The sequence below is a fragment of the Rhizobium redzepovicii genome (assembly GCF_019793435.1).
Lineage (GTDB): Bacteria > Pseudomonadota > Alphaproteobacteria > Rhizobiales > Rhizobiaceae > Rhizobium > Rhizobium redzepovicii.
The window spans coordinates 41,337-56,216 of record NZ_JAILYH010000003.1 but is presented as its reverse complement, the minus strand read 5'-3'; the positions used below and the strand labels follow the sequence as shown (position 1 = coordinate 56,216).

14 protein-coding genes are annotated in these 14,880 nt (G+C 60.2%); 7 read left to right on the top strand and 7 right to left on the bottom strand.

Annotated features, from left to right (window positions below):
- Nucleotides 1-104 precede the first annotated feature (104 nt).
- Together K6N12_RS04940 and K6N12_RS04935 are read left to right on the top strand one after the other, a co-directional pair.
- The gene (locus K6N12_RS04940; RefSeq protein WP_131711368.1) at nt 105-491 is read left to right on the top strand and encodes an ectoine synthase; all 387 of its coding nucleotides are present in this window, start codon (nt 105-107) and stop codon (nt 489-491) included.
- A gap of 176 nt (nt 492-667) precedes the next feature.
- Nucleotides 668-1,285 (top strand): 2'-5' RNA ligase family protein, encoded by a 618-nt coding sequence (locus K6N12_RS04935; protein WP_097624077.1) that lies wholly within the window; start codon nt 668-670, stop codon nt 1,283-1,285.
- A gap of 173 nt (nt 1,286-1,458) precedes the next feature.
- On the opposite strand, the gene K6N12_RS04930 is transcribed toward K6N12_RS04935, so the two are convergent.
- Nucleotides 1,459-3,330 (bottom strand): methyl-accepting chemotaxis protein, encoded by a 1,872-nt coding sequence (locus tag K6N12_RS04930; RefSeq protein ID WP_239619825.1) that lies wholly within the window; start codon nt 3,328-3,330, stop codon nt 1,459-1,461.
- 494 nt (nt 3,331-3,824) lie between these two features.
- Here K6N12_RS04930 and K6N12_RS04925 point away from each other — a divergent pair, with 494 nt between their 5' ends.
- Complete coding sequence (locus K6N12_RS04925) at nt 3,825-4,835, top strand: PAS domain-containing protein (protein WP_222148778.1); 1,011 nt, start codon at nt 3,825-3,827, stop codon at nt 4,833-4,835.
- 188 nt (nt 4,836-5,023) lie between these two features.
- Here K6N12_RS04925 and K6N12_RS04920 read toward each other — a convergent pair whose 3' ends face one another.
- From K6N12_RS04920 to K6N12_RS04905, 4 genes are all read right to left on the bottom strand, one after another.
- A complete protein-coding gene (locus K6N12_RS04920; RefSeq protein ID WP_097624074.1) occupies nt 5,024-6,127 on the bottom strand; it encodes a helix-turn-helix transcriptional regulator in 1,104 nt (367 codons plus the stop codon).
- Nucleotides 6,128-6,403: 276 nt separating this feature from the next.
- Nucleotides 6,404-7,753 (bottom strand): SLC13 family permease, encoded by a 1,350-nt coding sequence (locus K6N12_RS04915; protein WP_097624073.1) that lies wholly within the window; start codon nt 7,751-7,753, stop codon nt 6,404-6,406.
- A gap of 93 nt (nt 7,754-7,846) precedes the next feature.
- Complete coding sequence (locus K6N12_RS04910) at nt 7,847-9,361, bottom strand: malonate--CoA ligase (protein WP_097624072.1); 1,515 nt, start codon at nt 9,359-9,361, stop codon at nt 7,847-7,849.
- Entirely contained in the window at nt 9,358-10,782 is a 1,425-nt protein-coding gene (locus K6N12_RS04905) for a malonyl-CoA decarboxylase (protein WP_097624071.1), read from the bottom strand. The genes K6N12_RS04910 and K6N12_RS04905 overlap by 4 nt, the downstream gene beginning before the upstream one ends.
- Before the next feature lie 162 nt (nt 10,783-10,944).
- Here K6N12_RS04905 and K6N12_RS04900 point away from each other — a divergent pair, with 162 nt between their 5' ends.
- A complete protein-coding gene (locus K6N12_RS04900) occupies nt 10,945-11,595 on the top strand; it encodes a GntR family transcriptional regulator (protein ID WP_097624070.1) in 651 nt (216 codons plus the stop codon).
- A gap of 148 nt (nt 11,596-11,743) precedes the next feature.
- On the opposite strand, the gene K6N12_RS04895 is transcribed toward K6N12_RS04900, so the two are convergent.
- Both K6N12_RS04895 and K6N12_RS04890 read right to left on the bottom strand, forming a co-directional pair.
- Nucleotides 11,744-12,163, bottom strand: a complete 420-nt coding sequence (locus K6N12_RS04895) for a hypothetical protein (protein ID WP_131711366.1) — start codon at nt 12,161-12,163, stop codon at nt 11,744-11,746.
- Nucleotides 12,164-12,175: 12 nt separating this feature from the next.
- Nucleotides 12,176-12,577 (bottom strand): acyl-CoA thioesterase, encoded by a 402-nt coding sequence (locus K6N12_RS04890; RefSeq protein ID WP_097624069.1) that lies wholly within the window; start codon nt 12,575-12,577, stop codon nt 12,176-12,178.
- Nucleotides 12,578-12,765: 188 nt separating this feature from the next.
- Here K6N12_RS04890 and K6N12_RS04885 point away from each other — a divergent pair, with 188 nt between their 5' ends.
- The 3 genes from K6N12_RS04885 (at nt 12,766) to K6N12_RS04875 (ending at nt 14,810) form a co-directional block, all read left to right on the top strand.
- Nucleotides 12,766-13,701, top strand: coding sequence for a histone deacetylase family protein (locus tag K6N12_RS04885; protein WP_097624068.1), 936 nt, complete (start codon nt 12,766-12,768; stop codon nt 13,699-13,701).
- A 2-nt stretch (nt 13,702-13,703) separates the two neighbouring features.
- Complete coding sequence (locus K6N12_RS04880) at nt 13,704-13,955, top strand: exodeoxyribonuclease VII small subunit (protein ID WP_003545921.1); 252 nt, start codon at nt 13,704-13,706, stop codon at nt 13,953-13,955.
- Nucleotides 13,956-14,042: 87 nt separating this feature from the next.
- Complete coding sequence (locus tag K6N12_RS04875) at nt 14,043-14,810, top strand: SDR family NAD(P)-dependent oxidoreductase (protein ID WP_097624067.1); 768 nt, start codon at nt 14,043-14,045, stop codon at nt 14,808-14,810.
- Nucleotides 14,811-14,880 lie beyond the last annotated feature (70 nt).

The window sequence follows — 14,880 nt, the reverse complement described above, 5'->3', positions numbered from 1 at the left end:
TTCTAACAGTTTTCTCAATTTAGATCATTTGAAGCAGGCGTGGATTTCAGGGCCTAATGGATCATGGAGATCGAGCTATCTCCGCCATTTTCGAGGAGAACAACATGTTTGTGAGAAGCCTGAAAGACGTGGAGCAGACCGAGCGCTTCGTCGATTGGGGCAATGGCACGAGCCATCGCCTGCTGACGAATGATGACGGGATGGGGTTCACGGTCTGCCACACGGTCGTTCGCGCCAACACGCAAGCTCTGCTGCAATACCGCAACCACCTGGAGGCCTGCTATTGCATCCAGGGCGAAGGCGAGGTCGAGGATATGGACGGCAACGTCTTTCCGATCCGCGTCGGCGACATTTACGTCCTCGATAAACATGATCGCCACTATTTGCGGGGTGGCAAGGACAAGGACCTCATTCTCGTCAGTGTCTTCAATCCACCTTTGAAAGGGACGGAACGTCACGATCTGAACAACAGTAGCGGTTCCGAATACTGAGCCGAGGGACGCGGCGGGGGTGCTGCAATCTTCCTGAGCGGCTCACGATCCTCATCATCCGCCGATCTCCGGCCGGGTCGCCCGTCCTTGGCGAACAGTTTGGCGATGTGATAGCAAGGATCGGAATTGCACGCTCTCGGTGCGGCGTGCCCCGGCTGGGTGGAAGGGTGCTGCCAGTGATCCGCACGAAGGTTGATACGCTGTGGTTCAAGCGGTGCTGCGCGTTTCACCTGCAGTTCCTTCCCGATCGCGAGGCGCTGTCAAAGCTCTGCGTCCTGCAAGACAGCATCGAGCGAGACAGCGCCGCGTCCCTCTCACGCGTCCCGGCCACAAGCCTGCACATGACGGTCGTCACCCTCGTTAATGCGGCAGCCCAATTCGGCATTCCGAACGAGGAGGTCTGGAAGCGGAACGGGGAACAATGGACGGAGATTGTCGAGAGACTGATCGACGAGACCCCACCCTTCGACGTTCATTTTCACGAGGTGGCGGCTTCGGAAGCGGCTATCTTCGTAAAAGCCGAGGAGCCGGCGGAATTGCACAGACTTCGCTCGGCCATTTCACAGGCCATCTGCTTCGAACAGTGGCGTCCAACCCCGCCCCGCATAGCGCATATAACGCTGTTCAGGTTTTTCGCCCAAGAGCCGGTGCCGGCGGTAAGTTTCGACGCAGACTGTTTACCCATGGGAATGCGAGCTGGATCCCTCACCTTGCTGGAAGAGCACGTTTATCCAAACGTCGATATCAATATCCTCAGCGAACCGGTCCTCCGCGGCAAAAGCGCGGAATGCTAAAATGGTTAGCCCACCGGCTCCAGCCGGCTGATGGCAATCAGCGCATGAGCGGCAGCACCAAGCCGAGCCGGCTCAGCGCGCGGCTGCATTGCATCTCGTTCTTCATACAGGAGGCCTGCGGCGGCAGGCTCCGCCGCAGGTTGGGTTCTGTCGGTTCCAAACCGTCTGACACACTAGCGAACGGCTGCCAGTCTGGGGGCTCTCGCCGACTCCTCGCCTGGTCTGCGTGCCCAGGCTGCGTCCGGCTCGCGGACCTGGGTGCGACGATTGAGTTTAAAACGGCCAACCAGTTCGGTGAGCATTTGGGAATCTACTGCGAGGGAGTGGCCGATCGCCGTACTCTCTTCGACCATCGCCGCATTCTGCTGCGTCATCTGATCGATCGAATTCACTGCGCCGCTGATTTCCTGTAGGCCGATCGACTGTTCGCGTGAGGCAGTGGTGATCGCATCGACTTTGGCGTCGATTTCGGTGACGTAGCTAGCGATTTTTGAAAGTGCCTTGCCCGTTTCGTCGACGAGTTGAACGCCCGAGGCGACCTCATCGGTCGAGTTGCGGATCAGCGCAGTGATCTCCTTGGCTGCACTTGCCGAGCGCTGGGCAAGCTCGCGCACTTCCTGTGCCACGACTGCAAAGCCCTTGCCTGCATCTCCGGCTCGCGCCGCCTCGACGCCGGCATTAAGCGCCAACAGATTGGTCTGGAAGGCGATCTGGTCGATGACATTGATGATCTGGCTGATTTGGCCTGAGGCGTCCGCGATTCGTTTCATTGCCTGGACGGCTTCGCCGACCACTTGGCTGGAGGCGGTGGCGCAGTCCTTGGCTTCGCGAACGAGGTCGCGGGTTTCGGCTGTGCGTTCGGCCGAAGAACGCACCGTTGACGATACCTCTTCGAGCGATGCGGACGTCTGCTCGAGCGCTGCGGCCTGCTGTTCCGTGCGACGTGCAAGATTGTCTGCGGCACCGCGCATCTCCTGCGCCGAGGCCGAGAGATGTCCGGTCTTGGCCAGTACCTGTTCGAGCGTGGCCTGGAAGGTGGCAATCGAATTGTTGAAGTCGTGCCGCAGCGGTTCAAAGTCGGCGGCAAAGGGTTCATCGATCGTGGTACGGATATTGCAGTCCGCCAGTCGACCGAGGCCCGCGCCGAGTGTCTGAACGACTTGCTGCAGCAATTCTGCCTGCTGCGCCTGCAGGCGGCTGCGTTCGGCTGCGTCGCGTTGCGCGACGGCGCGGCTGTCGTCCATTTCCTGCTGCAAGCGCTGACGCTCCATACCGGCATGGCGGAAGACTTCCACGGCGCCCGCGATCACGCCGATTTCATCCTTTCGCGACAGGAACGGCACAGATTTCGTGTAGTCGCCGCCTGCAAGCTCCTGCATGTTGTCGGCAATCGCGAAGAGCGGCCTGATGGCGCGACTGCGGACGAACCACAGGCCAAGCAGAAAGAGTGCAACCGAAACCGCGCTGCCCGACAGCGCAAGCGTCCTCGCCCGAACGCCGGCGGCCTCAGCGGCGGTCTCTGACTTTGCCAACCAGACATTGCTAAGCTGCGCCAGAACATTGACCTGCGCTTCATGCGCATGAAACGCGTCCTTCAGGTGATCAAGCGCTGCGTGAACGGCGTGTTCGTCCTCTTGGGAGACGGCAGAGGCATAGGTGCGCTCTACCTCGTCCCAGAAGACGTCCGCCGAGCTGTAGACACCCGACAGCCTGGCGCGGACTTCCGCGGGAAGGTCGGCCTTTGCCCAGAATGCCTTGCGATCCAGGTATCCCTTGTGAAGCTCGACAATGCGGCCGAGATTGGGATGCAACAGCTCGGTATGCACCGCACCCTCCGTCGCCAGCATATAGGCTTCGACGACGAAAATTGGCGGCGGCAGGATATCGGCAACCAGATCCTTGCCCTCGACGAGGCCGTTATAGACCGGACCCCTGACCCTTAACTCCTCGAAGGCCTTAGTCTGCAGACCGACAGCCAGGATCAAGCCTGCCGTAACGATGATTCCAAACAGCATGATGAGGCGGGAGACAGATAGATTTGGCACAGCGGCGACCTTTGTTTTGTTGGGGAGGAGTTACACAGGAGTGGAAAGCTTGGTCGTGGAACCTGCAAAGTATCTGGAGTTGCTTTGCGCCAGGAACTTGTTGGCAAGTTTGACGACGAAAGGAGGAGACGAATATTTGCCTGCGGCGCAGATTTTGCGGGCAGTAGGAGCATTGCGATTTCGACGGCCACCACGATCATTCACCGGCAATATTTTGGAATTCGCGATCCGATCCCGAATTCCTGAGCTTCCACGTTTGAAGTATAGATTAGCGCTAGCGAGTAACTCGTCAGTAAGAACGCGGCAGCCAGCCAACATATTTCTAATGAACAATAATTGCTCACATCAGAGACTTTGAGCAATTAATGCTCATTAAGCTGCGAATATCTGCTCACTTGGCGAAATCCTGCTCAAATTGATATATGTCGTCTTCACTGCCTTCCGAAGGCCGTAAAAGACGGCTCTGGGCTCGCCAAAAGAGGATGCGCGCGGCAATGCCACTCCGGAATGCAAAAACACCTGAAAAACGAGCGCAACTGATTGAGGTATTCCTCGGAGCGGGAACCTGGACCTATGATCTGATCACGCGGGAACTGACGTGGTCGGACGGGCTCTATCGTCTCGTCGGACTCGATCCAAAGGCCGTTGCGGCAAGTTTCGACCTCTATGAATCCCTTGTGCATCCCGACGACCGTCTAGCGCACGAAGAAATTGTAGAGTTGGCACATGCGAACCAACTGTCCTCGCGCCGCTTTCGCGTCATCCGGCCCGACGGGCATCTTATTTGGCTCGAAAGCAGATTTGACCGCCAATATGACCGCAGTGGCCGGCTGGCCATCCTCCACGGTGTCGTTCAGGACGTAACCAATGATCACAAGGCGCAAATTGCACACAACCGCGCCGCCGCGGCCAATGCGTCGTTGCGTAAGCTTGTGGGTGGCGAGTTCTGGCGCGCCGACAGTCAGGGTAAGCTGCTCGACTATACCAACTGGATGCGCTTCACCGGTCAGACGGCGGAGCAGCTCAGGGATTACGACAGGCTTGCAGCGGTTCATCCTGACGATCGGCAACATTTCCGCACGACTTGGCAGGGAGCGATTGAGGGCAAGTATAAACTGGATCTCTCCGTTCGTGTCCGACGGCATGACGGCGTCTTTCAGCGTTTCGAAAATACAGCGGTTCCCCTACTCGATAACGATGGCGAGATCGTTGAATGGCACGGCGTCTCCAAGTTGGTTGAGGATATTCCCGCGAAACCCAATCTGCAGAATGCGGTCGGCGAAGTTCACATCAGGGCCGCGCGCGCAATGCTCGGTTGGACGGCTCAGGAACTGGCAGAGCGATCGGGCATTTCCTTTTCCACAATACGACGTATGGAAGCGGATGCTCACTCGGTCAAAGCTGAAAACGTCGAGCGGGCGCGCGAAACGCTGGAGAACCATGGCATTACATTCCTGTCTGAACCAAAGGATGTTGTAACGGTGACATTCGCAGCCAAAAGGTAAGCGGTTTCGGTATCGCAATCATGCCGCCGAACCGCTGCCGCGACCGAAGATTTCAGTTTAACCGGAACCAATGGCAACTCGGGGATAGCGACTATCGTCTCACGAGATGGCAGCTTGGGGCGCCATCGGCTTCAAAAGCATGAAACGCGATAAGCGGTAGCCCAACAGTTCCAGCCAGCCGATACCAATCAACGCATCAGCAGCGACACCAGGCCGGCCTGGGAGTTGACCCCGAGCTTGGAATAGATGTTCCGCAGATGAGTTCTGACGGTCTCGTAACTGATCTCGTCGGCGATCGCCACTTCCCTTGCGGAATGGCCCGATGCGATGCTCGATGCGATCCGGACTTCGGTTGCGGTCAGCTTGTAGAGCTGCATCAGCAAATCGCGCCGCTCCCTGAGGGGGCTCGCCAGCATCGGCTCGGCAATGAGCGCCACGGTCGGCCCCTCCAGAAACTCGGTAAACGCATCGGACTGAAGCCGGACGAGCGTGAGGCGGTAGTTATCCTGGTCCCTGCCCTTGACGATTGCCGTGTGCGGTTTGGTCTGCATACCGTTTCGGGAGGTCAGCAATTCAAGAACGGCAGCCGACTTCTGGCACTGCAGTCCGAGCTTGCCATCTGCGGTGATCCGCACCGGCAGGCCGGCTTCCATCAAGGCCTCCGCGCTCTTGTTCCAGCGACGGACTTTCCCTTGCTCCGAAACATAGATCAGGCCGACCCCGATGCTGTCGAACAGGGTTTGGGTTACGTGTTCGTGCGGCGCAAACAGATCGCGCTTGCGAATGAAATCGAACGCCCTCTTCAGATGCGGCGCGAGGATCGTGTAGCGTTGGGCCGCTTCCCTGTTGAGATCGGGGTCGGCCGAAGATGTCGAGGTCGACAAGATGAAGGTGCGGTCTTCCTCGCGAATGATGGAAACACCCACACTGGTTTCGCATCCGGCCTGCCGCTTCAGCCAGTCATTGTAAAATTCCGATTTTATCAGCTCTTCGCGCGGAAAGATCTCGTCGCCGCACAGGCCCTGGCCGACGGGCACGAGACCCAATCTGGGGATCCAAGGATTGACCGCGGCAAAGTGGCTGCTGAACTGGTCGACCTCGGCCTGCGAAAAGCCCGACATGAAGGGAACATGGGCAACCGACGAGGTCAGATCGTGGTAATGCAGCGCAGCCTTGCCGCCCGGCGACGTTTGCGCAACGCGATCGAGGAAATCCTGCCAGCTGCACTCGCCGAAGAGACTTCCATAAATCAAATCCGTCAAATGAGATGAGACGTCAGTCGATTGAACCATGATCGATTTTCAACTTCAGCGAATGAAAGCATCTTCGAATAATCAATAGCGTTGAATTCGGAAATGCAACGGAATTCGCGCGTTCAAATCCGGTAGCTGCCGGCTGCGCAATACTACAACCGAAGCATGCTTCATCTTAGACCGTCGTTACATTTGGCGACTGGCGCCTTCCAGCCGGGAAACGCATGGAACTGGGAATGCCCGCGCGCGGCATGGACATTTTGACGCCGCGGGCGATGCCCCGCGGCGTCAAGCAATGGCTGCGGCTGCCCGTCGTCAAACCAGCCCCGGCACGACGAAAACCAGCCAAGCGACGATCGGGCCGATGATGGCAATCAGCGCGCTGTAGATCAGCAGTTGCCTGAGCACCTGCTCTCGACTGTCATCCGGGGCATTGGCGACCACAAGCGCGCCATTGGTGGAGAACGGGCTGGTATCGACGATCGTCGTCGAGATCGCGATGGCGGCGACCACGCCGATGGCACTGACATGTCCCTGCATGAGGAACGGAACGGCAAGCGGGATGATCGCGCCGAGCAGCGCGGTCGAGGATGCAAAGGCCGAGACGATGGCGCCGGTAAAGCAAAGCAGCAGCGCCACCAGCAGCGGCATGCCGAGACTGGATATGCCATTCGCCACGTAATCGACCGTGCCGGCCTTCTCCATGACGCCGACATAAGTGATGATGCCGGCAATCAGCAGCACGGTCGACCAGCTGACCTTGTCGATTGCCGCCTTCTGCGTTTTCGGGGATAGCAGCGCGAGAGCGACGGCGACGGTCATGGCGACGAGGCCGACATTGAACTTGAAAACCAGGGCGCCGATGCCGAGCGCCGTCAGGCCGATCAGGGTGGTAATTCTCTCATTGTTCAGGCGCAGCGTCGCGGCGGTATCGGCCGCCGTACCGTAGGCATGCTCCCGGATGGGTTTTGCCGGCGTGCCGCCGTGACCTCTGATCGACGCCGACACGCCCTCGGGATGCAGTTCGGGCAAAGGGCCAAAGGACGATGCGGGTACCTGCCGCATGACCTTTGCGCCCCCGAAAACGAAGAAGACCAGCACCGCGATCGCCAGGTTGAAGAAAAAGCTGGAGAGAAACAGGGAGGTCGGCGCGAAAGGCAGGCCGGCCTTGGCGACGATCTGGTTGGTGATGCCGCCATAGATGCTGATCGGCGAAAAACCGCCCGCTTGCGCGCCGTGGATCACCATCAGGCCCATCATGACGGGGTGAATGCGGTACTGGATGGCAAAGCTCAGCGCGACGGGCGCAAGAATCGCGACCGCGGCAGGCCCAAGAGCGCCGAAGCCGGTAATGACGGCGGCGACGAGGAACATCACCCAGGGGATCAAGCCTATGTGTCCACGCACCAGGCGGACGGCGCATTCGACCAGCCAATCGATGGTGCCGTTGATCTGCGCGATGGCGAAGAGGTAGGTGACGGCGACGAGCGTCAGGAACAGATCGCTCGGAAAGCCGGCAAAAATGTCGGTGGTTTTCATGCCGATGGTCATCGAGCCAAGCACGAAGGCGCCGGCAAAGGCGAGCGCGCCCATGTTGATCGGCTGGATCGTCGCAACGATGAACATGGCGACCAGCAGGCCTATGGCCAGAATTTCAATACCCATGATTCCCCTCCCTCCGACGCCTCCGGCGCCGTCGCTGCTGTTTGCAATATTGATGCGGATACCGACGCGCCCTCCTCCCAGAGGGCGGCCGTCTTACGTCCCTGTGTAGAGATCGGCGTATTGCTGCCGCAGGATGTTCTTCTGAACCTTGCCCATTGTGTTGCGCGGCAAGTCCTCGGCGAAGATGATGCGTTTGGGCTGCTTATAGCGCGCGAGGCGATCCTGGAGGGCGCGGACAATGGTCTTTTCATCCAGGCCGGCGTCGGGTCTGCATACGACGACGGCCGTTACGCCCTCTCCGAAATCGGGATGCGGCACGCCAATCACAGCGCTCTCGACGACGCCCTCGATCTGGTCGATCTCGCTCTCGACCTCTTTCGGATAGATATTGTATCCCCCCGAAATCACCAGATCCTTGCCGCGGCCGACGATGTGCACATAACCGTCCCGGTCGATCTTACCGAGGTCGCCGCTGATGAAGAAGCCGTCCGCGGTAAATTCGGCCGCGGTTTTTTCCGGCATGCGCCAATAACCCTTGAAGACGTTCGGCCCCTTGATCTCGATCATGCCGGTTTGTTCAGGCGGCAGCACTTGTCCCGTGGCGGGATCGGTGACGCGCACCGTCACATCAGGCAGCGGCAAGCCGACCGTCCCGGCGATCCGCTTCTCTTCATAGGGGTTGGAGGTGTTCATGTTGGTTTCCGTCATGCCGTAGCGCTCGAGAATCGCGTGGCCGGTCCGCGCCTGGAACTGGGTGTGCGTTTCTGCAAGCAGCGGCGCCGAGCCTGATATGAACAGGCGGATGCTGGCTGCCGCCTCTTTACCGAAGTGCGGGCTTTGCAGGAGGCGGACATAGAAGGTAGGCACGCCCATCAGCATGGTTGCCTGCGGCATCAGTGAAACGACCTCGTCGGCGTCGAACTTCGACAGCAGGAACATCGAGGCGCCGGCGAGCAGCGTGACGTTGGTGGCAACGAACAGCCCGTGCGTGTGGAAGATCGGCAAGGCGTGGATCAGCCGGTCATCGGGGGTGACGCGCCAATAGTCGCGCAAGGTCAGAGCGTTCGAAAGCAGGTTCCCATGCGTGAGCATCGCCCCCTTGGAGCGTCCCGTCGTTCCCGAGGTGTAGAGGATCGCGGCCAGATCATCGGCGGAGCGCGAAGCGTCGACAAAGTCGGCCGGCTCGTCACGCGCCAGATCGAGCAACGAGCCGCTGCCGTCAGCGTCGAGCGTTTCGACGATCGCGCCGTAATGCTTGGCGATTTTCTCCACGCCCTCCCGCGCAGCCGAGGCAACGACCACCAGACGCGGCTCGGCGTCGCCGATGAAGTAATCGAGCTCGGCCAGCGTATAGGCGGTATTGAGCGGCAGGTAGACCGCGCCGCTTCGAAGACAGGCGAGGTAAAGGATCAATGCCTCGGCGCTTTTCTCGACTTGCACCGCAACCCGATCGCCGGGGCGAATGCCGAGCGTGTCCATGGCGCCGGCGAGGCGGCCGGAAAGAGCAAAGGCATTGCCATAGGTCCAAGTCTGAGCGCTGCCGATCCGAATGAACGGTGCGTCATCGGGTGCCGCGGCCCGCATGGCGTCGAAAAGATGGTTGCTCACTTTCGCCCTCCTCCAAGCGTTGAGTTCATGATCTGTGCGAAGGCTCGAGAGCCTTGCTGGCCGTTGCCGCCGCGACCGCCTTCGTCGCTCTGGTTGAGCAGGCTTTTGACGGCTGGCGAGGCGATCACTTCGCCGCGCTGCGCTAAGGCCTCGTGGTTGGCCACCATGTCGTCGAGCTTATAGAGGTAGTTGACCATCAGGCCATGCGCCTGCCGGACTGCCTTCGGCGATCGGTCGCCGAGAAAATTCACTCTTTCAAGCCGAGCACCGTTGCCGAGATGGAAGCGGGCCACCGGATCGACCGGGCGGCCCTCCGGCGTCCGTTCGGTCAGGAAGTAGCGCGCCGCAAGCGGCAGCAACACGCGCTCCAATTCGGCGCTGCTCTTCTCCTTGTCGGGCCAGTTCGGGTCGTCCAGCAGGCTCAGCGTTTCCAGGGCCGCTTTGGACAAGGACCGGGCGCCGGCCGGATCGCGCGCCTTGGCAAGCCAACGGGCGAAGCCCGGGACAGGCGACAGCGTGACGAAATTCTTCAGGCCCGGCAGGTCTCGCCGCAGGTCTTCCACGACCTGCTTGATCAGGAAATTGCCGAACGAGATTCCGCGCAGGCCATCCTGGCAGTTGGAGATCGAATAGAAGACAGCCGTCGTCGCCTCATCGGCATTGATCTGCTCCCTCCCCTCGTCGAGTACATCGGCGATCGCATTCGGCAAGGATCGGGTGAGCGCCACCTCGACGAACACGAGCGGTTCGTCGGCCAATCGGGGATGGAAAAAGGCAAAGCATCGACGGTCGGCCGGCGCCAGACGGCGGCGCAACTCCTCCCAGCTGGCGATCTCATGCACGGCCTCGTATTTGATGATCTTTTCGAGGATGTTTGCCGGCGTCGACCAGTCGATCGGCCGCAGCGTCAGAAAGCCGCGATTGAACCAGGAGCCGAACAGATGCGTGAAGTCGGCATCGAGCGCGTGATAGGCTTCGGACCGGTCCTTGGAAGCAAGCAGCTGCTGACGCATACGGACCAGCCTGGCGGTGCCGTTGGGCGCATGATTCAACCGGCGCAGGAGCTCCTGGCGCCGCGGCTCCGCGGCCTGATGGAGCGCGATGACGGCGGCAGAGCTTTTGTCAGCGCGGTAATTTTCCATCGCCTGGTCGAGCCTCACCGTGTCGGGCCCGAACGTTTCGTGAAGCATATGGAAGAATTGCTGCGCGCCCGCGCTTTCGAGCGCGCCCCAGCGATCGAGTATCTCGGCCGCAAGGGCGATGCCTGATGCTTCACCCCGGCTCGACAACAGCATCTCGCAGAGAGTCTGCAGATCGGCTTTGGCCGCAGCCCGGGTATTGCGCGAGCCGGAAAACAGAAGCTGGCGTCCGTGATCGGTGATGCTTTGCAGCATGTCGGTGAAGAAAGAAGCTTCAGGCATGTCATTCTCCCCTCTCTGCAGGCCCGCCACATTATGCGCGCCTTGGACCCCTGCTTCCCATCGAAGGGCTTGGTCTGTAGTATGTAGACTGTCATTCTTCGTACACGAAGTCAACAATCGTGTATACAAGAATGGCATTTATGTATGAAGGATGCGAGAAAAATGTCCGAGAATGTCGGCCGGTGGCTCCGGGATGAGATTGAAAATGCAATACTTTCCTACGAATTCGCCCCCGGCGAACGGCTGGATGAAACCGTGCTTGCCAATCGGTTCGGCGTGTCGCGAACGCCGGTACGCGAAGCCTTGATGCAGCTAGACGCGATCGGCCTGATAGAAATCCGGCCGCGCCGGGGCGCTGTCGTGATCGATCCGGGGCCGCACCGCATTTACGAGATGTTCGAGGTGATGGCGGAGCTCGAGGGCTTGGCTGGAGCGCTCGCCGCACGCCGGTTGGACAAGACCTCCCGGGAAGCGATCACCGCCACCCACGGCCGCTGCGAGCAGTCCGCCGGCGCCGGCGACAGCGATGCCTACTACTACGACAATGAGGAATTCCATAAGGCCATCTACGCCGCAAGCCGAAGCGATTTCCTGCAGGAGCAATGCGTGCAATTGCATCGGCGCCTGCGCCCCTATCGCCGTCTCCAATTGCGGGTGCGCAATCGCCTGTCGACCTCTTTCTCGGAACATTGCGCCATCGTCGATGCGATCTTCGCCGGCGATGGAGATGAAGCCCGCCGCCTGCTGCGCACGCATGTCGGCATTCAGGGAGAGAGGTTCAGCGATCTGGTCGCCAGCATGGCGGCGAGATGACCGGAGGGCGTGACATAAGCCGGATCGCGTTGGTTTTCTGTTCCTGACGCAAGATAGGGCCGCTACCGATCCCCTATTTAACTCTGCCCGGATCTCCGCTCACCCAGTCGCCTTCAGAGATCAGCGCTGGACCAACTCCGGGATCGGTTCAATTGCTGTCGACTTTTTGGATGGCGGCTGGAAACGTCCGGGAAACCTCGTTTCCATCAGGAAAGCCTTCGGTCACAACCGTAAATTTGATCCAGCCTTTCCATCCTATAAGACCGGTGCGCTTCGGCGCGATCACCACTACCACGATGTCCTCATTCGGAACAACGTGAACGGCACGAACTCCTGGACCTGGCTCTGAGTGCAGCACTGCGAGTACCGTTCCGCCCCCCGGCTTGGCACCTGCATAGATGGGAGAACCGTCACCTAGTGGTGCGATTGCGCTAATAAAACGCGTGCTGACGTAACCCTCGCCATTGAAGAAAAGAGGACCTTGGTAGGGACGGGGCTCATCATCGCTCCAAGCAGCGCTGACGGACACAAGCAACAGGCCAGTTGCGAGCATTGAAAGTCGCGTCACCGAATGGCTCCTCTAATCCAAGAACCCATAAAGCCAGTCCCGCGTCTCCTCCGGCAAAGACACCGGCTGCTGATCCTCGCCGCTGCGGGCCTGCCAGATGATCTCCACCTCGGCGGCGCGTTCCTCCCCCGTATCGATCGAGACGATGAAGCCGATGGAACGCACGCCGATCTTGTCGACGGCGGCGGTAAAAAGGGCCGGCTCGTCGTAATGCAGCGGGCGGTGGAGAACGCAGGTAATCTTGCTGGCGATATAGACCGGTTCGTCCTCGACCTCGGGCCGCGCTAACCAGAAGCTCGCAATGACGGACTCGGCATAGGAAATATAGGAGGCCAGAAACATCTGGCCGGTCATATCGACATCGCGAAACGGCACATGTATTTCCGTTACACCCGGGCGTTTCGACTGACTCATCAACAACTCTGCCTACAAAATTCCCCGTTGACGACAGTAGCACGGGGTTTTTCGAAGTAAACCGCTGAGATGACAGGAATTTATAATGCCGGCGGCGACGAGATGGGGCGCAGGCGCGCTTGTTGAAATCGTCGGGCGATGCCCCATCTGCTGTGGAACATGACATAAGCGACCGATAGAGTGTCTCCATGAGCACCCGTCTTTATGAGCATCCGATCTTTCTGGAACATGTGACGCCCACTGGTCATCCGGAGCGATCGGACAGGATCCGCGCCATCAATGTCGCGCTCGAACATCCGAATTTCGAGCGGCTGGAGCGCCGGCAGGCGCCTGAAGCGAGCGCGGATGCGGTGCTGCTGGCGCATCCGGAGGAACATCTCAAAGCCGTGATGCGGGAAATTCCTGAGGAAGAGGACCGGATCAACCAGCTCGAAGCCGATACCTATGCCAGTCCCAAAAGCCTGCAGGCGGCGCTGACCGGCATCGGCGGTGCGATGGCGGCGGTGGACGACGTCTTTTCCGGCGCCGCCGACAATGTGTTCGTCGCCGCCCGTCCGCCGGGCCACCATGCCGAGAAGATGACGGCGATGGGCTTTTGCTTCTTCAACAATGCGGCGATTGCCGCCCGCCATGCGCAGAAGCGGCATGGCGCCGAGCGCGTCGCCATCATCGACTGGGATGTGCACCACGGCAACGGCACCCAGGATATCTTCTGGGACGACCCCTCGGTGCTGTTCTGCTCGACGCATCAGATGCCGCTTTATCCCGGCAGCGGCGCCAAGGACGAGAAGGGCAAGCACAACACCATCGTCAATGCGCCGCTTTCGCCGAATGTCGGCAGCGACCATTTCCGCGAGGCGTTCAAATCGCGCGTGCTGCCGGCCGTTGCCGATTTCAGGCCGGATCTCATCATCATCTCCGCCGGCTTCGACGCGCATCACCGCGACCCTCTGGCGCAGATCAACCTGACGGGCGAGGATTTCGACTGGGCAACCGGCCGCGTGCTCGAACTGGCCGACCGGCACGCGAAGAACCGGGTCGTCAGCCTGCTCGAAGGCGGTTATGATCTCGAGGGGCTCGCCGAATCGGCGGGCATGCATATTCTGCGAATGATGAAGGGTTGAGAATGACTGACAGCGCCAAGCCGGAGGTATCCGGCCTTTCCTTCGAAAAGGCGGTCGCCGAACTCGAAAGCATCGTCGCCCGGCTGGAACGCGGCGACGTGGCGCTGGATGAATCTATCGAGATCTATGAGCGCGGCGAAGCGCTGAAGAAACATTGCGAGACGCTGCTTTCGGCCGCCGAAAACCGCATCGAGAAGATCAGGCTCGACCGCGCCGGCAAGCCGCAGGGCGTCGAACCGCTCGACGGGGCCTGAGGGTCAGAGCAAAGCTGCCTTTTGGCGCTTGGCGATCGGCTCGCGGCCGATCTATGATCCCCTTCCAATAAATGAGGGGACGGAAACATGACGGACAGATTGAAGGGCAAGGTCGCCATCATCTCAGGCGGCGCGACCGGCATGGGCGGTGCCGCCTCGAAGCTGTTTGCGGCGGAAGGCGCGCGTGTCGCGATCATCGACCGCAATGGAGAAGCTGCGGCCGAGACCGTCAAGCAGATCCGTGATGCCGGCGGCGAGGCCGACTGCTGGACGGCCGACGTCTCCGATGAAGCTGCGGTCAATTCAGCCGTCGCTGGCGTCGAGGAACACTACGGCGCTGTCACCGTACTTTTCAACCATGCCGGCACCATCGTCATCAAACCCTTCCTGGAAACGACGCTTCAGGAATGGGACTGGCTGCACGCCGTCAATGTGCGTTCGATGTTCCTGATGACCAAGGCGGTGCTGCCGAAGATGATTGCCGCGGGCGGCGGGTCGATTGTCTGCACCTCGTCGATCTCGGCGGTCGCCGCCACGCCGATGGAAGTGCTTTACGACACGACCAAGGGCGCCGTGCATATGTTTGCCCGCGCCATCGCCGTGGAATTCCGCGACCGCAACATCCGCTGCAACGCCGTCTGCCCCGGCTTCATCCGCACGCCGCACGGCCTGCGCGAGGTGGCCGACCTGCAGGCGCTCGGCGTCGACGTCTCCGATGCCGCCATCGCCGCGCAACAGGGTCGGATCGGCGAGCCCGAAGACGTGGCGCGGGCCGCCCTTTACCTCGCCAGCGACGAGTCGAATTTCGTCAACGGCGCCCATCTGTTCGTCGACAACGGCTTTACGGCAATCTGAGACGGGCCGGCTCAGCGCGTGATTGGACGCGCGGCGCTCCAAGCGCTATCTGTGGGCAGTGCAAAGCTGC

Bases quoted from the DNA above. Each gene is read 5' to 3' on its own strand.
- K6N12_RS04940 (WP_131711368.1), top strand. From the start codon at position 105: ATGTTTGTGAGAAGCCTGAAAGACGTGGAGCAGACCGAGCGCTTCGTC.
- K6N12_RS04925 (WP_222148778.1), top strand. From the start codon at position 3,825: ATGCCACTCCGGAATGCAAAAACACCTGAAAAACGAGCGCAACTGATT.
- K6N12_RS04920 (WP_097624074.1), bottom strand. From the start codon at position 6,127: ATGGTTCAATCGACTGACGTCTCATCTCATTTGACGGATTTGATTTAT.
- K6N12_RS04915 (WP_097624073.1), bottom strand. From the start codon at position 7,753: ATGGGTATTGAAATTCTGGCCATAGGCCTGCTGGTCGCCATGTTCATC.
- K6N12_RS04905 (WP_097624071.1), bottom strand. From the start codon at position 10,782: ATGCCTGAAGCTTCTTTCTTCACCGACATGCTGCAAAGCATCACCGAT.
- K6N12_RS04900 (WP_097624070.1), top strand. From the start codon at position 10,945: ATGTCCGAGAATGTCGGCCGGTGGCTCCGGGATGAGATTGAAAATGCA.
- K6N12_RS04890 (WP_097624069.1), bottom strand. From the start codon at position 12,577: ATGAGTCAGTCGAAACGCCCGGGTGTAACGGAAATACATGTGCCGTTT.
- K6N12_RS04885 (WP_097624068.1), top strand. From the start codon at position 12,766: ATGAGCACCCGTCTTTATGAGCATCCGATCTTTCTGGAACATGTGACG.
- K6N12_RS04880 (WP_003545921.1), top strand. From the start codon at position 13,704: ATGACTGACAGCGCCAAGCCGGAGGTATCCGGCCTTTCCTTCGAAAAG.
- K6N12_RS04875 (WP_097624067.1), top strand. From the start codon at position 14,043: ATGACGGACAGATTGAAGGGCAAGGTCGCCATCATCTCAGGCGGCGCG.